The organism is Bacillus sonorensis NBRC 101234 = KCTC 13918, from assembly GCF_001592005.1.
In the GTDB taxonomy this organism is placed as follows: Bacteria; Bacillota; Bacilli; order Bacillales; family Bacillaceae; genus Bacillus; species Bacillus sonorensis.
Genome location: NZ_BCVZ01000009.1, coordinates 102,628 through 122,021, shown reverse-complemented (window position 1 = coordinate 122,021; position 19,394 = coordinate 102,628). Strand labels below are relative to the sequence as shown.

The following is a 19,394-nucleotide window of genomic DNA, read 5'->3' as shown; positions in this document are numbered from 1 at the left end:
AGTATATGTAATTTTGTTGTCCGTTATGATTAATGGGCCCCTGCGGCAGTAAAGGCAGGGGCAGTCTGCTTCTTAAAGCTACATACCTCCTCCATGCCAGCAGCTTCCGCAGCTCCAACAACAATGACCTGCACAGCTCCAACAGCTTGCACAGCTCCAGCAGCTTGCACAGCTCGCGCAGCTCCAGCAGCTCGCACAGCTCGCGCAGCTCCAACAGCTCGCACAGCTCGCGCAACTCCAGCAGCTTGCACAGCTTGCACAGCTCGCACAACTTCCACAACTCCAACAGCTTGCACAGTGTTTAGCATTTACCTCATGACGGTTTGGATCCCAAGCCGTCATCTCATCCACATGGAAATGATCCATTCCTAATGATTGCAATTCATCATGAAAATATTGCATTGACATATCCCTCCAGAAATAAATAAAAGTTTTTTAAAAACAATCAGACCACAACATAAAAATAGAAAAAAATGAACGACATGCCCCAGGCACATTCAACATCAAACTATGAGACTTGTTAGGTGATTGTTACTGATTTGAACGCCTATTTTCCTGTAATTGGATTTGTGGGATTTTCTCTGTTTTGCGGAAAAGGACTGCTAGAATTCATTCTTTGAAAGAAATGGATAGAGAGAATTGAAAAGTGAACTGTCCAATCTGGTCATGCAGACCGATTGAGATAACGAAAAAGATAGTAAAGCGGGTTGCGCCTAACATAATGCCTTTTTTATTATCTGTACGGTTGTAATGAGATAGAGAAAAGATAAATCATGGATATTTCTTGGAGGGGCTCATACCTTCATGGTTTATTAGGGTCTTTTTGCTGTTTTATTTGAGTTTTATCATTAAGATGATCATGGTTTGAAATTGATTTTTCAGTTTCTATTTGCTAGAAGAGATTGTTTGGGGATGAAACTAGATGTAAGAGAAAAAATTGAACACCGTGAAATGGTGAAAGGCTCGCTTATTGGCGGTCCTCTCATAAACGAAAAAAAGAGGCCGGAAAATATCCAGCCCCATTTATTTCACAATCAGCACCGGTATTTCCGATTTTGCGGAAATTTTATCACTGACGCTTCCGAACAGCAGTTTTTTCAGGCGGTTTTGGTCCCGGCTTCCTGTGATGACGAGGTCGGCGCCGATGTGTTCGGCGTGCCGCAGGACCGCATTGGCGGGGTCGCCTTCAAGAATTTCAATGTTGGCGTCGAATTGGTGTTCGTTTAAAATGATTTTGGCCGCTGCGATCGCTTCCTCTGTGCTGTCCTCGTAAATGACGGGTTCTCCCGCAATATCCGACTCGCGCGGAACCGGGGGGACGCTGGGGATGCCGCCGTAGATATAAGCCGTGCCGGCGGCCGGCCTTTGTTCATTTGCCAGAGGTTTGGCTTGCCTCGGTTCATGGACGTGGGCGATGGTCAGTTCAGCGCCGATCCTTTTGGTGAGGTCTATCGCTTTTTTGAGCGCTTTCTTACTGTCGTCTTTTCCGTCAAACGCGACAATGATCCGGTTAGCTGTAAACACATTGATCATTCCTTTCAGAATGGATTTATTATCGTTATACCCGATTTTCAAAAAAACTAACGGAATTTGAACATATGAATAAAGATTCTTCCAATTTATGAAGAAATGAAATTGACAAATAAAAAACCGTGCTATAAGATGGAAAATATTAATAAGAATGGAGGGCAACGTCATGATCAGAGCAATCAATTCATCAATCAGCAGACAACTGAATCAAAACGTGGCGGCTTTACACCTTCCATATTCTTTACAGACGGTTTCTAAATAATATTTGAGGAAAGGCGCATGTCACGTTCATCTTTCGTACATGCGCCTTTTTTATATCGAAAAGGCATGCTGCTCGTACAGTGTGCCTTTTTTTTCGGAGATAAAACATTCCGTCTCCAATATGGTGCGGATGTTTTTCTAATAAATGAAAATTCGGCGGATCCGACTGAATTTTCGAATAGTAAAAGGAGGAATTTTTTATGCCAAATGTAAGAAAAAGCGAGATCAATGACTGCAAGGAAAAGCTCGAAGGCGGCTAAAAAAGGAGAGGATATCACATGTTTTCTGTTTTATGGAAGCTCGGCTGGTTTTTTAAAGCCTCATGGCGGCGCTATACAATCGCGATCGTCCTGTTATTGATGGTGAATATACTGGAAATGTTTCCGCCGAAACTGCTTGGAAACGCCATTGACGATATGCAGACGGGCGCTTTTTCGGCAATGGCGATGGCCGGTTATATCGGTTTATTGATCGGACTCTCCCTTGTTGTTTATACGCTGTCATACAACTGGATGTATCAGCTGTTTGGCGGGGCGAATCTGATCGAAAAAATCCTCAGGTCAAAACTGATGGGCCACTTGTTGAAAATGACGCCCGTTTTTTACGAGAAGAACCGCACCGGAGATTTGATGGCAAGAGCGACAAATGATTTAAAAGCGATCTCGATGACGGCCGGTTTCGGGATATTGACGCTTGTCGACTCAACGATGTTTATGCTGACGATTCTGTTTACAATGGGATTTTTGATCAGCTGGAAGCTGACGCTTGCATCGATCATTCCTCTCCCATTGATGGCCGCGGCGATCGGTGTATACGGGAAAAAAATTCATCAGCGTTTTACAGAAGCGCAGAATGCGTTTGGCGAATTAAATGATCAGGTGCTTGAATCAGTATCAGGCGTAAGGGTGATCAGGGCCTATGTGCAGGAAAAAAACGATGTCAGCCGGTTTAACAGCATGACAGCTGATGTTTATCAAAAAAACATGAAGGTGGCGCTGATCGATTCGCTGTTTGAACCGACGGTGAAGCTGCTTGTCGGGATGAGTTATTTAATCGGTTTGGGCTACGGCGCCTACCTTGTCTTTCGCAGCCAGCTGACATTGGGGGAGCTCGTCTCTTTTAATGTTTACTTGGGGATGCTGATCTGGCCGATGTTCGCGATTGGCGAGCTGATCAATATCATGCAAAGAGGCAACGCGTCCCTCGATAGGGTGAATGAGACATTGCGTCATCAGCCTGATGTAAAAGAAGCGCCTCATCCCAAAAGAGCTGAACCTGGGGATATTGTCTTTGACAAAGTCAGTTTTACGTATCCAAGCTCAAGCTCGGAGAACCTTTCAGGGATTTCGTTTGCAGTCTTGAAAGGACAGACTGTTGGAATCGTCGGAAAGACGGGAAGCGGCAAAACGACGCTGATCAAGCAGCTTTTAAGACAGTATCCCGAGGGAAATGGAACGCTCGCCATTTCCGGTGTGCCGATTGGGGATCTGCCCCTTGATCTGCTGCACAGCTGGATTGGATATGTGCCCCAGGATCATGTGCTGTTTTCAAAAACGGTAAAAGAAAACATATTGTTCGGCGGATTACACGCGACAGAGCAGGATGTAGCTGACGTGATCCGGGCAGCCCATTTGGAAAAGGATATTGAACTGCTTTCTGACGGGCTTGAGACGATGGTCGGCGAAAAAGGGGTGGCATTATCCGGCGGACAAAAACAGCGGATTTCGATTGCGAGAGCCTTGATTGCAGATCCGGACATTTTGATTTTGGACGATTCGCTCTCAGCCGTAGATGCGAAAACAGAGGCGGCGATTATCGAAAATATCCGTCATCACCGGGAAGGCAAAACGACATTTATTACATCGCACCGCATGTCAGCAGTCGAGCATGCCGATTTCATTCTCGTAATGGAGAACGGCAAGATTTCAGAGCGTGGCACGCATCAGGAGCTGATCGCAGGTAAAGGCTGGTATTTTGAACAATATGAAGCACAGCAGCTGCCTTCAGGGGATGAAGGGGGGACTGTGGCATGAAGACTGGAAAACGGCTTTTTCAATATGCGCTCTGTTATAAAAACATCCTGATCTGCGCTCTTCTTATGCTGACGGCGGCCGTCACTGCGGAGCTGACAGGGCCGATGATCGGCAAAAAAATGATTGACGATCATATTCTCGGGATTGAAAAACCGTGGTATGAAGTTTCAGGAAAAAGCGAATATACAGTCCCGTATCACGGAAGGGAATATGTCAGAGCCGACAGGGCCGATCCTTCGCTGGAAAAGCGGAAGGAAGTCCGCGTTTTTCAAGTCGGCATGACGTATTATTTTGTAGATGAAGCTGTTCCTTTTGATGGAAAAAGGACGGTGAAGGACGGGGTATTGCGGATCTCCAGCGGAGGACAGTCGGAATCCTACCCGGCCGTCCGGCTGTCAGCGTCTGAGGCTTTTTCATTTTACGAACCCGAAATGAAAGGGCTTGTGTCGCTCATATTGCTGTATCTGGGACTGCTCATCCTGTCGATCTTTTTTCATTACGGCCAGTTTTATCTTTTGCAGATGAGCGCAAACCGCATCATTCAGAAAATGCGCCAGGATGTGTTTGCCAATATCCAAAGGCTGCCTGTCCGCTATTTTGACAATTTGCCGGCCGGCAAAGTGGTCGCGCGGGTGACAAATGACACGGAAGCGATACGCGATCTTTATGTGACTGTTCTTTCGACATTTGTGACAGACATGATTTATATGGCCGGAATTTTTGCCGCTTTGTTTCTGCTCGATGCCAGACTGGCGGCGGTCTGCTTGCTGATATTGCCGCTGATCGCCATTTGGGCGGCCGTCTACCGAAAATTTGCTTCAGGCTACAATCATAAACTCAGATCGATCAACAGCGATATTAACGCCAAAATGAATGAAGCGGTTCAAGGGATGCCGATTATCCAGGTCTTCCGGCGGCAAAAAGATATAAAGCGTGAATTTGAAGAATTAAACGATAGCCATTTTCACTATCAAAACAAAATGCTCAATTTGAATTCGTTAATGTCCCATAACCTTGTCAATGTTCTGCAGAATGTCATGTTCGCCGTTTTAATCTGGTATTTCGGGGGAGCGGCGCTGAATATGGAGGGAATGATGTCGATCGGTGTGCTCTATGCATTTGTCGATTACCTGACTCGTCTGTTTCAGCCGATTACCGGGATCGTCAACCAATTTCCCAAGCTTGAGCTTGCGAGAGTATCATCTGAACGGGTATTTCGCCTTTTGGATGAACCTGGAGTTGATGTTGAGGAAACAAGTGGAGTTAAAGTGAATGGTCATGTTGTGTTCGAGGATGTCTCATTTCGGTATGGTGACAGCGGGGAATATGTGCTCAAGAACATTTCATTCGAAGCGAAACAAGGGGAGACCGTGGCATTGGTCGGCCATACAGGATCAGGCAAAAGCTCGATTATGAATGTTCTGTTCCGCTTCTACGATATACAAAAAGGCGATGTCAAAATTGATGGAACAAGCATTTATGATATGTCGCGCCAGGATGTCAGACAGCATATGGGCATCGTTCTCCAGGACCCTTACTTGTTTTCCGGTACGATTGCTTCAAATGTCAACCTTGATCATGAGGCGGTCACAAGAGAGCAGATTGAAGCCGCATTGAAGCAAGTAGGGGCTGATAAACTGCTTGCCCACCTGCCGAAAGGATTTGATGAGCCTGTCATTGAAAAAGGAAGCACGCTCTCCTCAGGAGAAAGGCAGCTGATTTCATTTGCGAGGGCGCTTGCTTATGATCCGGCGATCCTCGTGTTGGACGAAGCAACGGCAAATATCGATACCGAAACTGAAGCTGTGATCCAAAAGGCGCTTGACGTAGTCAAAAAAGGCCGCACGACCTTTATCATCGCACACAGGCTATCGACCATCAGAAAGGCAGATCAAATCCTTGTGCTTGATAAGGGGCGGATCATTGAAAAGGGCTCACATGAGGAGCTTATGAAGCAAAAAGGGCAATATTATCAAATGTATGAACTTCAAAAAGGACGCGGAACGCTTGTAGGGTAAGCCGGGCATTCCCGGCTTGCCCCAGCATGTTAATACGCCAGTCCGGCCCTTGCCCGAATAAACTCGTCTGAGTCGAGCTGTTTGTAAAGAAAATGGGCGGTATCGCCGGTTGATATTTCTTTGCCGCCAATCGGCAGAAAATTCCGTTCGACGCGGTAATTTGTCACGGCCGGACCGTCCGGAAGATAGGTCGGGCAAATAACCGTCCAATTCAAATCTGATGCCAGAAGGCGTTCATACACGTTTGCATGTTCTTTTGCCGCGCGTGATGAGCGCCTTTTTGATTCGTTTGATTCAAAGCGGTAAAGCGCCGGGTTTTGTCTCGATTGTAAAATTCCGGCGGTTCCGATCGTAATCAGCCTTTTTTTGTTTTGGGCGCTCATAGCGTTTATGATGTTTTGGATGGAGACGCTTAATGTATCGTCTCCATCTGTATTTAAACAGCTGACAACTATATCCGCCTCTTTAATGAGAGCTTGCGCGTCTTCCGGATTTCTTGCGTTTCCGCGGAATGTGCGGCAGCATGTGCTCGGAAGGTTCGGATGTTCCGCGCGGACAAGGGCAGAGACGGAGTGTCTGCCGCCTGCTTCAATAAAGTGCAGGAAAGCTCGTCCGACACGGCCTGTACCTCCAAAAAGTGCAATCTTCATCAACAATCCCTCCCATTTGATCTATCATACGTCAGATCGACCGGGAGAAAAAGCCCCAGAGAAGCGAAAGACCGCATGAAAAGGCCGGATATTGATGAGATATTCGTGCAAAAGGGAAATCCCGACAAATTGAAGCAGTTCCCAATTGATGCTTGTGACAAGCTGCATGCCGACTCCTCCTTTACATCAGCATATGTAAAACGGAGATGGCGGGTGCGGGATTTTCCCATGCAAAAAGAAGGTGCTGTGAAGCACCTTCAGCTTTAGCCATGATATGAAGTTGATGGTTATTGTTGTCCGCCCATAGAAGCTTGAGCTTGGGAAACAAGACGTTTTGTAATTTCTCCGCCGACAGATCCGTTTGCGCGGGAAGTAGTTTCAGCACCAAGGTTTACACCGAACTCTGAAGCGATTTCGAATTTCATTTGTTCGATCGCTTGAGCAGCTCCAGGAACGAGCAATTGATTTGAAGAATTTTGGTTAGCCATTGTATCAAACTCTCCTTTATCAGATAGTATGGTTGGGTTGGCTGGATTTGCACCAGCTGGCGGCTTTCCAAAGGGGAAAACCGCTGCCTTCTATGGCTGAACCCAATGCTGCCTTGCTACTACGTATTATGGTGGATTCAATCAAATCCATGCGCAGTACAAACTGGTAAATGTTGAAAGCGGAAATTTCAGCGAAAGGGGCAATCTAAAGGAAAAGATAAGGAGGATGCCGAATGTGTCCTGTATGCAATGGGATTCTGGTGGAGGAAAGAGCTTGTCCGAGGTGCGGCGGCGAAATGGCCGACGCCGGAAGAACAACCGATTTTTACGGTCCTTACAGCCCGTATATGGAGTATGATTCGTTTTTGCAGACGCGGTCAAGCTGTATTCATTTATACACTTGCCAAGACTGCTCTTATGATGAAACGGTCGAAATTGAATTGACCGAAGCATAGCAGAAGCCGCACTTCGGTCAATTTTCTGATTCGCTCTATTGCCGGGGGCCGGAAGTGATGGGAAGCAAGTCACCCTTCAGAGCGGATGCGGAGCTCTGTGTCTTTATCAAAGAAATGGGCTTTGTTCATGTTAAATGCAAGAGCGTGGACATCGCCTGCCTGAACATCTGTCCGTGAATCAACTCTGGCGATGAACGGCTGCCCGCCGGCCTGTGAATAAAGCATCGTTTCGGCGCCCATCAGCTCAGCCACTTCGATTTTTGCATCAATTTTTGATTCTTTTGAGGCTTTTAGGAAGACGGGCTCGTCATGAATGTCTTCAGGTCTGATGCCCATGATGATTTCCTTACCGATATAGCCTTTGCTGCGCAAAATTTTCATTTTTCCTTCCGGAACAAGAATGGAAACATTGCCGAATGTAAAGGTATTTTCCTGAAGCTTGCCAGTGAAAAAGTTCATTGCCGGAGAGCCGATAAAACCGCCGACAAAGACATTTTCCGGATTTTCATATACTTCCTTCGGTGCGCCGACCTGCTGGATGAGGCCGTCTTTCATGACAACGAGCCTTGTCGCCATTGTCATCGCCTCTGTCTGGTCATGCGTGACATAAATCGTCGTCGTTTGCAGGCGCTGATGGAGCTTGGTGATTTCCGCGCGCATCTGCACCCGCAGTTTGGCGTCAAGGTTTGATAAAGGCTCATCCATCAAAAATACTTTGGCGTCCCGGACGATGGCGCGCCCCAATGCGACCCGCTGCCGCTGGCCGCCGGAAAGCGCCTTTGGCTTTCTGTCCAAATATTGTTCAAGGCCCAGAATTCTGGCGGCCTCATTCACGCGGCGCTTGATCTCGTCCTTCGGAAACTTTCTCAGTTTTAAGCCGAAAGCCATATTGTCATAGACGTTCATATGCGGATAGAGCGCATAGTTTTGAAACACCATCGCAATGTCGCGGTCTTTCGGAGCGACATCGTTCATCCGTTTTCCATCAATGGTGAATTCGCCTTCCGTAATTTCTTCGAGGCCTGCAATCATTCTCAGCGTTGTCGATTTTCCGCAGCCCGAAGGTCCGACAAACACGATAAATTCTTTGTCCTCAATGTGAAGATTAAAATTATCCACGGCCGTCACTTTGTTATCATACACTTTGTAAATCCGGTCGAGTACCAGCTCTGCCATGTTCTTCTCCCCCTCTTTATGTAAGCGCTTTATTTAATTTTAAGTTTATAAAAAGGATTCAGGCCTGTAAATGGACATGATGCACAATTTGCATTCGTGCACATTGCTATGATTGCGCCAGGACATCAATGATGAAGTAGACGGCGGCAGCCTCTTCAAACTGTCTGATATCAATTCCGGTTTTTTCAATAAACCGGTCGATTCTGTATTGCAGGCTGTTTCGATGGATAAACAGCCGTTTAGCTGTCAGGGAGGCATTCAGGTTGCACTGCATGTAAGTCCTGATGGTCAATAGGGTCTCCGGATCCGACAGTGCGTCCCTGACAGGATCAGACAACGCGCCAGTTTTGATTATCCCCGGTTTTGCCGCTACAAACGAAGGAAGGCACTGGTAAAAAGAAATAACGCTTCCGCGGTCATTATTGACCAGAAGATGCTGAAACATTTGCTTTTCAAAGCCGATCTTTTCTTGAAGCGAAGCATTGACTTGATGCAGCTGTCCGCTAAAAAACACTGGATTTGCCAAAAAATCGCTCGTCAGCGCGTCTGAAAGCTCGGCCAGCTGATGTTTGGAAAGAAGCGGAGAAGGATTTTCATGGATGATGACAGCTTCGTGACGGTCGTACCAAACCACGATAGGACGTTCAAAAAAGCCGCTGACCGCTTCTTTTATCGCCTGTCTTTCTTCAGGGGAATGCTTCATTTTAAAAAAATGCCCTTGGATGGACTGAGCGTGCCGATCTTTCAGCGGGGCATTTGCGAAAAAATACTGATGCCATTCTTTCTCGCGCGGCGTCATGTAAGACGGATTCGGTTCTGAAAAAGGCTGAAATAAAGCAAACAACAGCTGTTTTTCCTGATCGGTGACAGCCTCTTTCAAAACGCCGAACGTCTCGCCGTCGTCCGTTTGAAACCAGAGCGCCTGTTGTTTGGGAGCCGAGCCGGAAACCACCATCCGATCTCCGTATAAAGTCTTTAATTTTTCCAGCATACGAAAAACTTCCTTTTCTATTTACTCGTAAATGTGGAAGAGCATGAGTTCATGAATTTCGCTTTTAAGCGAAGGTTCGTCATCATGCGGCGGATAAACGCTGCCCCATTCAATTTCCCCGGACTTGTGATAAATTCCTTCATAATGCGTTCCTTTATGGTAAAAAGAAAATGTCCAGCCGGGCAGTTTTTCTTTTTTAAACAACGGTTTCCATTGAAAGTGAGAAATCATAAAGTGCCACGCTCCTTCATCGATTTCAAAATGATCCGCCAAACAAAAAACTTTTGCAACGATTGATTTGTTATCATTGTATCTCATTCACCGAAAAGATCATAGGCTCTTTTCGGCGCCCGTATTTTGAAAAAAATGCCGCGAAGAATCATGTTCTCCGCGGCTTCCTAAGGACTTTTCCACAGTGTCTCAGGGAAAAGAATCGATTGCTCGGTTAAGTAAGAAGCGTATTCAAAATTTCTTCTTTTCGTCAAGCGGCTGACGGATGTTAAGCCGGGATGTGCGAAGATCCCTCTTCCCGGCCGGGAATTGGCTTCGAACATCCAGATCCTTTCCGACCGGTCCATTCCAAGATCCAAGCCGATTTCCCCGATAAAGCCCTCCAGTTTTTCATCAAGGACGCTGCTGATCAGAAGAGCTGTTTTCGCCAGCTTTTGCACAATATGGAGCCTCTGCCTGGGGTCATCATAGACTTCTGCCAGCGTTTTGACGATGCCGCCGCTTGAAATGTGGGTTGTGATACCGTTTTTCTCCGCTATTTTGACGGCGATCGCCGTAACCGTCCATTTTCCAAGCCTGTTTTTATTTGTATGCACCCTGAAATCAGCCGGATGATCGTTCACCCTGATCAGCTCGATTCCCTGCTGCGCGATATATGGCGTTTCCTTTTGCAGATTCTGCAATTCATCCAAAAAAGCGTCTGAAGATGGGAAGGATGCCTCGCCTTTTGCATTCCTGGCGGTCAGCCCGTTTTCTTCCCGCCTGGAAAGCTGATAAATTCCATTCCCCAAGCTGCCGTTAGCGGGTTTTATATAGACGGTGCCATAGTGGCCGACCATGTCTTCGATGATCTTTGCAGACGGCTGCAATACGGAGTTGGGCAGCAGCAGTTTCGTTCTTTCATCCTGCCGCAAGGACTCGTATATGTCCCATTTGTTAAAGAAGCCGGGATTGAACCATGGGATGCGGTACTCATTCATCAGGCGCGCTTTTGTTTCCTGCAGGATGGCCTCATCCTCCGCTTTTCGGTTCGGCAGTCTGTCATATACCACATTGGGAAGCGGAACCGTTGCTTCTTCCCAGCCGTTTTCCCGGAAAATGAAGCCGTTTACCGTTCCGTCCTCCCACTGGATCTGGTGGGCGCCAAACAAGTAGCAGTACCCTCCGGCAGGGAGATCCATCGTCAGCAGCTTGGAAAAAAACAAAGAGCGCCCCCTGACCGGCTCAAGTGCCGACTTTGTGAAGCCGGCAGTGAAAATGCCGATTAAAGGGCCGATATAGACGGTATTGTCGTGAAACAGCAATGCCGCTTTCCCGCGGTATGGAATCCTCAAGTTTTTGTACAAATTTTCAGAAAGCAAGACCGTTTTCTTCAAGCTGCTGTCGAAGGAGATATGACAACGTTCCACACTGGTTCCGAAAGCCGCGTATAAAAGACCTTCCTGCTTGTAGGAAGCCGGCAGCAGCACCGTGTTTTCACTGTTTGGGTGGATTCCCACCGTCAGCGTTTTGCCGTTCATTTCCTTCCAGCTCCTTTCTTGTCTGCCGATGCCGCCAAGAAGGAGCAATATTCCAAAGGCCCTTTATATAAAAGCTCTCTGTTTTCAGGAGAATGCAGTATAAACGCTTTTTTTCCAGGCTTAGAATTGACATCGAGAAGCCAGACTTTCCCGTCTTTTGTCAGGCAAATATCAAGGCCGAGTTCAAACAACGGTCCATGCTCCGATTCAAGCGCGGGGGGTGCGGCCTTTGCGATCGTTTCTAAATCATCCAGAAGGACTGCCTGCCGTTTTTTCGGAACAGATGACAGCCAGCTGTCAAAGCTCACGGATTCAGAGCCTCCCGCCAGGTTGGCAAGCAGACCGTGCTGATAGCTTCGTCTTACCGTTTTTCCGGCAGGCTCCCATTCGCCTGCCCCGTTTTTCTGCAATAACAGCCTGATGTCGCACGGATACCCGTCTTTATCTTGAATATCAAGGAAGGTTTGCAAAAGATAGCGGTGCTGAAGGACTTTTTTGCACCATGTTTCAAAAGAAGCCTGCTTGGAAAAAGATTTGATTTGCTTATGCTTCCCGGCTTGGTAGGAGGCTTTCACCGTTTTCCCAGAAAGCTCCAGGTGAATGATTCCCCGGCCTCCTGAGCCGTATGCAGGCTTCAGTATGCACGATTTTTCTTTTGCCAGCAGCCGCAGCACAGCATGGGCGCTTTCGGCGAGCGATGTGTCAGGCAGATAGGCCTGGAGGACAGGATCTGCTTTTAAAGCTTTGTAGACCGTCCATTTGTCGGGAAGCCCCAATCCAAGAAATGAAGTTTTGGGGTATTTTTTCAGCCATTCAACGATCGGCTTCGCTTTTTTTGACTGCTGATCTTTGCCGTAAAAACAACGGTCATAGATCAGCTCAGGGATTTCGCGTTCTACTTCATTCCACTGTCCTGATTTGGGGTGAAAGGCCAGCGCTTTCACAAGCATAGATCCGGGAGAAATATCTAAAGGGGTGAACCGGATAAAACCGATTCCGTAATCTGAAGCCTTTTTTGCCAATTCCTCGGCATATTCTTTTTCATGCTGATGGGACAGCGACATAAATCCGAGCGTCATCATGCTGATTCCTCCTTGTTAAAAAACGCTTAACCGGTTAGAGGACGGCGGGCGAATCTGCCGGGCCCTCCAGCCGTATAAAGGGACAAGCCTTCTGTAGATGAACTTCTGTTACATGATACGCATTATGTTTTGAAAATAGGTCATGTTCACCCTCGATCACCGTAAAATGTCCGCCGGTAAGAAAAAAATTCCACCTGCCCCATTCTATTTTTGTTACCCCCGTACCATTCCCGAATTTGCTCGGCGATTGTTGACCTACTATAATAACGATAGGCATAGAGTGTGCCGTTGGTCTCCGTTTGGTTCAGTCAGGCGGATGGCCGTCAATGAAGTCAGGTGAAACGGAAGGCAGTTGAATAAAATGAATGTGATTGGTGTTTTTCTTTTTATGATTGTCATCGGCGCCCTGATCGGGGCTGTGACGAATCATTTTGCGATTAAAATGCTTTTTCGCCCTTATCGGGCACACTACATATTCGGAAAACGGGTTCCTTTTACCCCTGGATTAATTCCGAAAAGGCGCGAAGAATTGGCGAGGCAGATGGGACAGATGGTTGTCAACCATCTGCTGACAACCGAAGGGATCAGAAAAAGACTGGCTTCAGACGCAGTCAAAAACCAGGCGGTACAATTGGGGGAGCGGCTGCTTTCACATGCAAGCCAATCCCGGGTTACCGTCGAAGAAGCGCTGACAAAAATCGGGGTGGACAATGCCGCACAAAAAGCGGATCAGTTTGTGAACGAGTGGACGAATGAAAAGCTGTCAGCGTATTTGTCAAAGTATGAGAATGCCCCGCTGAAAGACCTTGTTCCGGCAGACGCGCAGGAAAAGCTGAACGACAAAATCCCGATGGTGTCGGAGTATATTTTACATCGGGCCGTCCATTACTTTGAAAGTGATGAAGGAAAAGACCGCCTTGGAAATATGATCAACGATTTCCTGAAAGAACGCGGCATGCTCGGCAGCATGGTGCAGATGTTTTTAGGAAACAGCAGTCTGGTTGACCGCGTGCAGCCTGAGCTCCTGAAATTTTTGAAAAACGGAGAGACCGCCCGTCTTTTGACAGATCTGCTTGAAAACGAATGGGACAAGCTGAAAGAGTATTCATTTAAAGAAGCTGATGACAAATGGAATCTGACGAGCCTCATCATCAATTTGAAGGAAAGGCTGATGACGTCATTTTCCCTCGCCCCCTTTTTCGAAAAAACGGCGGGTTCATATGTATCCATGATTGAACAAGATGTAATAGACCGTTTGCCGGAGTTGGCCGGCCGTCTGCTGGATGGGGCAGGCCGCCATCTTGATGATGTACTGAAACAGCTGCATCTTGAAGATATCGTGAAGGAGCAGGTCGACAACTTTCCGGTTGAGCGGCTCGAAGAAATGGTGTTGTCCATCTCCAAACGGGAATTTAAGATGATTACGTACCTGGGCGGGCTTCTCGGCGGGATCATCGGCGCCCTTCAAGCTGTCTTTGTTGTTTTGATCTAAAAAAGGAAAGGCATCTTGCAAAATGGAATAATAGTATAACTGTGAAAAACGCTCCATAGTCTGTTATAGTGGAGTGGTGCCATTTTCATGAAGAATACGGCAGGAAAGGAGCGTATCAAACATGGCTGTCAATTTATACGACACGGCTTATGATTTGGAACAAGCATTGCGCCAAAGTGAAGAATACTCTCGATTGAAGGGCCTTTATGATGACGTAAATGCCGATGAATCAGCTAAAAGGATGTTTGACAATTTTCGTGATATCCAAATAAGGCTTCAGCAAAAACAGATGAATGGGGAAGACATTTCCCAGGAAGAAGTCGAGCAGGCTCAAAAATCTGTGGCGCTTGTCCAGCAGCATGAGAAAATTTCACAGCTGATGGAAGCGGAGCAGCGGATGAGCATGCTGATTGCCGAATTAAACAAAATCATCATGAAGCCGCTTGAAGAGCTTTACGGAAATCCTGAAAACTGATCGAAAACCCCGCTTTTTAAGGAAAAGCGGGGTTTTTTTAACAAAGTGAACTAATCACGTTCCTAAACTTTAAAAAAAGACTTGTCAATTGATGAAATTGTTGCGATAATACTATATGTAAGTGCTTTCATTTTGCCGGGATACGATCATGAAAAAACGACTAAGCGGCAAAAAGCTAAGGGGTACAGAGAAAAAGCGCATTTGCTGGTCAGATAAAAGGGGTTATCATATACAGCGAATTGAATGAAAGGGGCATTGAATTCGCTGTTTTCAATATTAAGGGAGAAATCATGATCGTATCCGAAAGATGGCGGAGCGAAAAGTCTGTGCAGACAGGCTTTTTTTAGTTTGAGGTCTGTTCTAAAGAAGGCGTTCGGGACATATTCTCTATAACAGGTACAGTCATCAAAGAAGGGGGACCTCCTGGTGTCAAAACAAATGCTTGCGCTGAACATAGACGGAACGCTGCTGCGGACAAACGGACGGCTTCATCCCGCAACGAAGGAAGCGATTGAATACGCAAAGAAAAAAGATGTGTATGTGACGCTTGTGACGAACAGACATTTTCGTTCCGCGCAGAAAATCGCCAAGTCTTTAAAGCTTGATGCTAAGCTGATCACTCATAGCGGCGCCATTATTGCGGACAAAATTGATAAGCCTTTTTTTGAAAAAAGGATTTCTGAAGAAAAGACGTTTAACCTTGTCCAAATATTGGAGAGCTATGACTGCAATATACGAATTCTGCACGAAAAATATTCAATCGGCAACCGGAAAAAAACAAACTCAAATCTGCTCGGAAAAACGATGATCCATCCGTCAGACCCGATTTTTTATCCTGTTCAGTTCGTCGATTCTTTAAGCGACATGCTGATGGATGAACCGGTCAGTGCGCCGGTCATTGAAGTCTATTGTACAAAGGAAGAGGAGAAAGAGATCAGGCATACGATCGGGAACGCGTTTCCAGCGGTGGATGTTATTCAGGCCGGGGAAAAACTGCTGATTGTTCATAAAGGTGTTTCAAAGGAGGCGGGTTTGACGCTGCTCGCCGCCGAGCTTGGCTTTAAAATGGAGGATGTCGTCGCGATCGGCCATGATACCGATGACCTCCCGATGATTGAACTGGCCGGGCTGGGCGTCGCAATGGGCAATGCGCCGCAGGATGTCAAGCAGAAAGCCGATTGGGTGACGCGTTCAAATGATGAACAGGGTGTCGCCTACATGATCAAAGAATATTTCAGAATGCAGCAAAGCAAAGATTTTCTCAAAAAATTTCATATCAGAAAAGTATAAGCATACGGATATCCCTGTTTTCCCCGGAAAACGGGGATGATCTTTTTTTGCCCCTGTTTTTATGGAGTCGGGATTCATCAGATATTGCCGGATTGATTTTGGCGGTTTATTTTTGTACACTAAAGAAAGTTTTGAAACGAAAAAGGTGATGATATTGCGCATTCATATAGAAGGGATTCAGGATGAAAGATTCCTGAGGCCGCTCGAGAATATAGCCAATCTGTTTTTTGAAGAGTGCGAGCTCACGTTTGCTGAAGAAGGTGAATCAGATCTTGCCATCACTCTCGCTTATGAACGGGATGATGCAGCAGTCCGGGCCTCAGGGGCGATCACAGGAGCGGACATAACAGCTGAGTACACGAAATCACTGGAGCCTCAATCTACTGAGAAAGAAGCATTCAAGCAGGTGAAAAACACCGTTTCCTACGTGTTTTTGAGCGTCTTGCAAAAGCACACCGGCATCATTCAGAAGTGGGGGATTCTTACAGGAGTCCGTCCGACAAAGCTGCTGCATAAAAAACTGCAAAGCGGGATGTCAAAAGAAGCGGCGCATGCCGAATTGAAAAGGGATTATTTGATCCATGACGAAAAAATCGAACTGATGCAAAACATCATTGACCGCCAGCTCAAGGCTGTGCCCGATTTATATGATCTTGGCAGGGAAGTCAGCATTTATATCGGCATCCCTTTCTGCCCGACAAAATGCGCCTACTGCACGTTTCCCGCATATGCCATTAAAGGACAGGCAGGGCGGGTCGGCTCCTTTTTGTGGGGGCTGCACTATGAAATGCAGAAAATCGGTGAATGGCTGAAAGAACATGGCGTCAAGATCACAACCGTTTATTTCGGCGGCGGCACGCCGACGAGCATCACGGCCGAGGAAATGGATCTGCTGTATGAAGAAATGTACCGTTCATTTCCGGATGTGAAAAACATCCGCGAAGTCACGGTTGAAGCCGGGCGTCCTGATACGATCACAGAAGAAAAGCTGGCCGTGTTGAAAAAGTGGAACATCGACCGGATCAGCATTAATCCGCAGTCTTACACAAACGAAACATTGAAGGCGATCGGCCGCCATCATACGGTTGAAGAGACGATTGAAAAATACCGCCTGTCACGGAAGCACGGGATGTCAAACATCAATATGGACTTGATCATCGGCCTCCCAGGGGAAGGCGTCAAAGAATTCCGCCACTCTCTTCAGGAAACGGAGAAGCTGATGCCCGAGTCACTGACCGTCCATACACTGTCGTTTAAACGCGCTTCAGAAATGACGAGAAACAAGCATAAGTATAAAGTGGCCGACCGCGAAGAAATCGTCGCGATGATGGATGACGCGGTGTCCTGGACAAAACAGCACGGCTATCATCCCTACTATTTGTACAGGCAAAAAAACATTCTCGGCAACCTTGAAAACATCGGCTATTCTCTTCCTGGACAGGAAAGCATCTACAACATCATGATCATGGAAGAAAAACAGACGATCATCGGCATCGGCTGTGGAGCGGCGAGTAAATTTGTCGATCCGAACACGGGGAAAATCACGCATTTCGCCAATCCAAAAGATCCGAAATCGTATAATGACAGATTTGAACACTACACTGAAGAAAAGCTCCGCTATCTGTTAGAGCTTTTTGGACAAGACGCTGCAAGCAGTTCTCATAAGGCGTAGAAAAGGCTTCCGGAATTCCGGAAGCCTTTTTCTTACTGTAAGCTGCTAATCTCGGTATGCTCCGGAAGCCGGACTGGGTTTTGGCGGTTGATCCGATCATAAAACATGATCCCGTTTAAATGGCTGGGCGACGATCGAGGCGCAGTATTAAGGTTTGATCACGACTTCACTTTGATTCTTTCATATCTTGGCGCATAGCCTTTCACATATCTGTCAACAGGGAGGCATCCTTCTCCTTCGGGTAAATAAATCATGCTGACGGAATGGCGATGATGTTTGGTTTCAGAGCATGTAGTCCGCGCTGCCGGTTTTCTTCATCTGTAAAATAGGAGGCAAACAGTCGCTTTTCAAGGCAGATTTGGTTTGCAGACAGCCCGACTCCCGGCCTGTGGCGATATGTTTTCGCTGTTTGCGGGTCCTGGCTGTTCTGTAAAAACTGAGCATGGCCGACAGCTCTTCTTTCGCTTCAACAGTCGGAGGCAGGCTGACGTCGGCGGTCGCTTTTCTAAGAATCTCGTGTCCTTCTTTTATGATCAAATCGTCTGAATGAAACTTACTCATAGATCACTCATCCGCCTTTCTGCTTCAAATTTCGCGGTGTTCCCCGCAAACTTCGGGCTCATCCGCGTCTTTATTCTTCATGCCAGACGTCCGGCGTATTGTTTTGAATGAGGGGTAACGTCAGCGCCGCGACTGTCTCATCTTGGACAAATTGATCATATTTTTTCCAGGTGGAATGTCCACCGGCTTGCTCCCTGAAAAAATCGGCCATCAAAAAGAGACCCCGCCGATATCATGGCGGAGTCTTCCTTTCTGTCAACCTCTTTTCTTTACTTCGGTTTTTTTCCACTTAAACACTTGATTCAGCATATTAAAAATCCGTTTTGATTCCTTTGTCAAAAGCGGTCCCAAAATAGCAAGAATCAGCACATACAATGCGGCAAACGGTTTAAGCGTGGCCGATAGACCGCCTGCGATTCCCAGGTTGGCGACAATGATCGAAAACTCGCCGCGGGAGACGATCGTTAAGCCGATATTGGAAGAAGCTTTATGTGAAAGTCCGGCCTTTCTGCCTGCAATCATGCCGGCGATATAGTTTCCGAGCAAGGTCAGGATGACGGCGCCGAGAGACAGCCACACCGCATCTCCCAATGTGAAGGGGTCGATGCTCAAGCCGAAGCTGAAGAAAAACATCGCGCCAAAGAAATCGCGAAACGGGACGACCAAATGCTCGATCCGGCTGGAATGCTCCGTCTCAGAAAAAACAAGGCCGAGCAGCAGCGCGCCGATCGCTTCAGCCACATGAATGGTCTCCGAAAATCCGGCCACAAAGAAGAGCAGCGCAAAAATGACAATGATAAAGATTTCATTTGAGCGGATATCGAATATCCGGTTTAGCCATTTCGGCAGCTTCCGTGCAATGATAAAGAACAACATCATGTAGCCAAAAGCGATCAAAATGGAAAGCAGCGCTTTTCCTGCCGAAGTCGAGTCGCCAAGGACAAGTCCTGAGACGACGGATAAATAAACGGCCAGGAAAATGTCTTCGAACATAATGATTCCGAGAATCAGCTCGGTTTCCGGGTTCGCGGTTCTTTTTAAATCGACGAGCACTTTGGCGACAATCGCGCTTGAAGAAATCGTGATGATTCCGGCGACGATCAAAACTTCAAGGAACTCGAAGCCCGCAATGAACCCGAACAAGATCCCCAGGCTGAAATTGATCAGTATATAAATCGTTCCCCCGACAGCGATGGACCGGCCGGATTTGATCAGCTTTCCGATGGAAAATTCAAGTCCGAGATAAAAGAGAAGAAACAGGACGCCCATTCTGCCGAAAAAGGCGATGATCTCCGAGCTTTCAATAAACTTCAGATCGATAATGCCGAACGTCGGGGCGTGCGGGCCAACGATCATCCCCAATATAATCAAAAAGGGGATGATCGAAAATCGAATCCGGTTGGCGATCACGGCAGCGATCGCGACAAGCAAGAGGGCGGTGCCGACTTCAAATACGAGATGATCCAAGG

Annotated in this window: 20 protein-coding genes; 7 read left to right on the top strand and 13 right to left on the bottom strand. The window is 47.0% G+C overall.

What is annotated here, in order from left to right; genetic code table 11:
• Window positions 1–78 precede the first annotated feature (78 nt).
• Window positions 79–342 carry a heterocycloanthracin/sonorensin family bacteriocin gene (locus tag BTR1S_RS23295; RefSeq protein WP_369692095.1) on the bottom strand — a complete coding sequence of 88 codons (264 nt, stop codon included), beginning with the start codon at window positions 340–342 and terminating at the stop codon, window positions 79–81.
• Window positions 343–1,023: 681 nt separating this feature from the next.
• Entirely contained in the window at window positions 1,024–1,524 is a 501-nt protein-coding gene (locus tag BTR1S_RS12360) for a universal stress protein (RefSeq protein WP_029419052.1), read from the bottom strand.
• A 545-nt stretch (window positions 1,525–2,069) separates the two neighbouring features.
• Between BTR1S_RS12360 and bmrC the strand changes: the two genes are divergently transcribed.
• Entirely contained in the window at window positions 2,070–3,824 is a 1,755-nt protein-coding gene (bmrC, locus tag BTR1S_RS12350) for a multidrug ABC transporter ATP-binding protein BmrC (RefSeq protein WP_029419050.1), read from the top strand.
• On the top strand, window positions 3,821–5,842 hold the full coding sequence (gene bmrD / locus BTR1S_RS12345; RefSeq protein ID WP_029419049.1) for a multidrug resistance ABC transporter ATP-binding protein/permease BmrD: 2,022 nt from the start codon (window positions 3,821–3,823) through the stop codon (window positions 5,840–5,842). The genes bmrC and bmrD overlap by 4 nt, the downstream gene beginning before the upstream one ends.
• 29 nt (window positions 5,843–5,871) lie before the next feature.
• On the opposite strand, the gene BTR1S_RS12340 is transcribed toward bmrD, so the two are convergent.
• The 3 genes from BTR1S_RS12340 to BTR1S_RS12335 all read right to left on the bottom strand — a co-directional run bounded on the left by BTR1S_RS12340 (window position 5,872) and on the right by BTR1S_RS12335 (window position 6,980).
• The gene (locus tag BTR1S_RS12340; RefSeq protein WP_029419048.1) at window positions 5,872–6,492 is read right to left on the bottom strand and encodes an NAD(P)-dependent oxidoreductase; all 621 of its coding nucleotides are present in this window, start codon (window positions 6,490–6,492) and stop codon (window positions 5,872–5,874) included.
• Between the two features lie 24 nt (window positions 6,493–6,516).
• Window positions 6,517–6,660, bottom strand: a complete 144-nt coding sequence (locus BTR1S_RS22825; RefSeq protein WP_169802092.1) for a hypothetical protein — start codon at window positions 6,658–6,660, stop codon at window positions 6,517–6,519.
• A 119-nt stretch (window positions 6,661–6,779) separates the two neighbouring features.
• Window positions 6,780–6,980, bottom strand: coding sequence for an alpha/beta-type small acid-soluble spore protein (locus BTR1S_RS12335; protein WP_006636657.1), 201 nt, complete (start codon window positions 6,978–6,980; stop codon window positions 6,780–6,782).
• A gap of 233 nt (window positions 6,981–7,213) precedes the next feature.
• On the opposite strand from BTR1S_RS12335, the gene BTR1S_RS12330 reads away from it, so the two are divergent.
• Window positions 7,214–7,435 carry a hypothetical protein gene (locus BTR1S_RS12330; RefSeq protein WP_006636658.1) on the top strand — a complete coding sequence of 74 codons (222 nt, stop codon included), beginning with the start codon at window positions 7,214–7,216 and terminating at the stop codon, window positions 7,433–7,435.
• 69 nt (window positions 7,436–7,504) lie between these two features.
• On the opposite strand, the gene BTR1S_RS12325 is transcribed toward BTR1S_RS12330, so the two are convergent.
• The 5 genes from BTR1S_RS12325 to BTR1S_RS12305 form a co-directional block, all read right to left on the bottom strand.
• Window positions 7,505–8,611: an ABC transporter ATP-binding protein gene (locus BTR1S_RS12325; RefSeq protein ID WP_029419047.1), complete on the bottom strand. Its 1,107-nt coding sequence runs from the start codon at window positions 8,609–8,611 to the stop codon at window positions 7,505–7,507.
• Between the two features lie 106 nt (window positions 8,612–8,717).
• Entirely contained in the window at window positions 8,718–9,602 is an 885-nt protein-coding gene (locus BTR1S_RS12320; protein WP_029419046.1) for a PucR family transcriptional regulator, read from the bottom strand.
• A 21-nt stretch (window positions 9,603–9,623) separates the two neighbouring features.
• Window positions 9,624–9,833, bottom strand: a complete 210-nt coding sequence (locus tag BTR1S_RS12315; RefSeq protein WP_006636661.1) for a YheE family protein — start codon at window positions 9,831–9,833, stop codon at window positions 9,624–9,626.
• 167 nt (window positions 9,834–10,000) lie between these two features.
• Window positions 10,001–11,353 carry a YheC/YheD family endospore coat-associated protein gene (locus BTR1S_RS12310; protein ID WP_006636662.1) on the bottom strand — a complete coding sequence of 451 codons (1,353 nt, stop codon included), beginning with the start codon at window positions 11,351–11,353 and terminating at the stop codon, window positions 10,001–10,003.
• On the bottom strand, window positions 11,350–12,435 hold the full coding sequence (locus tag BTR1S_RS12305) for a YheC/YheD family endospore coat-associated protein (RefSeq protein ID WP_029419045.1): 1,086 nt from the start codon (window positions 12,433–12,435) through the stop codon (window positions 11,350–11,352). Before BTR1S_RS12305 ends, BTR1S_RS12310 begins: the two co-directional genes overlap by 4 nt.
• 361 nt (window positions 12,436–12,796) lie before the next feature.
• Here BTR1S_RS12305 and BTR1S_RS12295 point away from each other — a divergent pair, with 361 nt between their 5' ends.
• From BTR1S_RS12295 to BTR1S_RS12280, 4 genes are all read left to right on the top strand, one after another.
• The gene (locus BTR1S_RS12295) at window positions 12,797–13,927 is read left to right on the top strand and encodes a DUF445 domain-containing protein (protein ID WP_029419043.1); all 1,131 of its coding nucleotides are present in this window, start codon (window positions 12,797–12,799) and stop codon (window positions 13,925–13,927) included.
• A gap of 121 nt (window positions 13,928–14,048) precedes the next feature.
• On the top strand, window positions 14,049–14,402 hold the full coding sequence (locus BTR1S_RS12290) for a YlbF/YmcA family competence regulator (protein WP_006636666.1): 354 nt from the start codon (window positions 14,049–14,051) through the stop codon (window positions 14,400–14,402).
• A 426-nt stretch (window positions 14,403–14,828) separates the two neighbouring features.
• Window positions 14,829–15,692, top strand: a complete 864-nt coding sequence (locus tag BTR1S_RS12285) for a Cof-type HAD-IIB family hydrolase (protein ID WP_006636667.1) — start codon at window positions 14,829–14,831, stop codon at window positions 15,690–15,692.
• Window positions 15,693–15,846: 154 nt separating this feature from the next.
• Window positions 15,847–17,364 (top strand): coproporphyrinogen III oxidase, encoded by a 1,518-nt coding sequence (locus BTR1S_RS12280; RefSeq protein ID WP_029419042.1) that lies wholly within the window; start codon window positions 15,847–15,849, stop codon window positions 17,362–17,364.
• Window positions 17,365–17,646: 282 nt separating this feature from the next.
• Here the strand turns inward: BTR1S_RS12280 and BTR1S_RS23590 are convergent, their stop codons facing one another.
• The 3 genes from BTR1S_RS23590 to BTR1S_RS12270 all read right to left on the bottom strand — a co-directional run bounded on the left by BTR1S_RS23590 (window position 17,647) and on the right by BTR1S_RS12270 (window position 19,392).
• Window positions 17,647–17,925, bottom strand: coding sequence for a hypothetical protein (locus tag BTR1S_RS23590; protein ID WP_029419041.1), 279 nt, complete (start codon window positions 17,923–17,925; stop codon window positions 17,647–17,649).
• A 70-nt stretch (window positions 17,926–17,995) separates the two neighbouring features.
• On the bottom strand, window positions 17,996–18,136 hold the full coding sequence (locus tag BTR1S_RS22530) for a hypothetical protein (protein ID WP_155910144.1): 141 nt from the start codon (window positions 18,134–18,136) through the stop codon (window positions 17,996–17,998).
• Between the two features lie 44 nt (window positions 18,137–18,180).
• The gene (locus BTR1S_RS12270) at window positions 18,181–19,392 is read right to left on the bottom strand and encodes a cation:proton antiporter (protein WP_029419040.1); all 1,212 of its coding nucleotides are present in this window, start codon (window positions 19,390–19,392) and stop codon (window positions 18,181–18,183) included.
• Window positions 19,393–19,394 lie beyond the last annotated feature (2 nt).

Coding starts and splice junctions, on each gene's coding strand:
- BTR1S_RS23295 (WP_369692095.1), bottom strand. CDS start 342: ATGACGGCTTGGGATCCAAACCGTCATGAGGTAAATGCTAAACACTGT.
- bmrC (WP_029419050.1), top strand. CDS start 2,070: ATGTTTTCTGTTTTATGGAAGCTCGGCTGGTTTTTTAAAGCCTCATGG.
- bmrD (WP_029419049.1), top strand. CDS start 3,821: ATGAAGACTGGAAAACGGCTTTTTCAATATGCGCTCTGTTATAAAAAC.
- BTR1S_RS12340 (WP_029419048.1), bottom strand. CDS start 6,492: ATGAAGATTGCACTTTTTGGAGGTACAGGCCGTGTCGGACGAGCTTTC.
- BTR1S_RS22825 (WP_169802092.1), bottom strand. CDS start 6,660: ATGCAGCTTGTCACAAGCATCAATTGGGAACTGCTTCAATTTGTCGGG.
- BTR1S_RS12335 (WP_006636657.1), bottom strand. CDS start 6,980: ATGGCTAACCAAAATTCTTCAAATCAATTGCTCGTTCCTGGAGCTGCT.
- BTR1S_RS12330 (WP_006636658.1), top strand. CDS start 7,214: ATGTGTCCTGTATGCAATGGGATTCTGGTGGAGGAAAGAGCTTGTCCG.
- BTR1S_RS12325 (WP_029419047.1), bottom strand. CDS start 8,611: ATGGCAGAGCTGGTACTCGACCGGATTTACAAAGTGTATGATAACAAA.
- BTR1S_RS12320 (WP_029419046.1), bottom strand. CDS start 9,602: ATGCTGGAAAAATTAAAGACTTTATACGGAGATCGGATGGTGGTTTCC.
- BTR1S_RS12315 (WP_006636661.1), bottom strand. CDS start 9,833: ATGATTTCTCACTTTCAATGGAAACCGTTGTTTAAAAAAGAAAAACTG.
- BTR1S_RS12310 (WP_006636662.1), bottom strand. CDS start 11,353: ATGAACGGCAAAACGCTGACGGTGGGAATCCACCCAAACAGTGAAAAC.
- BTR1S_RS12305 (WP_029419045.1), bottom strand. CDS start 12,435: ATGATGACGCTCGGATTTATGTCGCTGTCCCATCAGCATGAAAAAGAA.
- BTR1S_RS12295 (WP_029419043.1), top strand. CDS start 12,797: ATGAATGTGATTGGTGTTTTTCTTTTTATGATTGTCATCGGCGCCCTG.
- BTR1S_RS12290 (WP_006636666.1), top strand. CDS start 14,049: ATGGCTGTCAATTTATACGACACGGCTTATGATTTGGAACAAGCATTG.
- BTR1S_RS23590 (WP_029419041.1), bottom strand. CDS start 17,925: ATGAGTAAGTTTCATTCAGACGATTTGATCATAAAAGAAGGACACGAG.
- BTR1S_RS22530 (WP_155910144.1), bottom strand. CDS start 18,136: ATGGCCGATTTTTTCAGGGAGCAAGCCGGTGGACATTCCACCTGGAAA.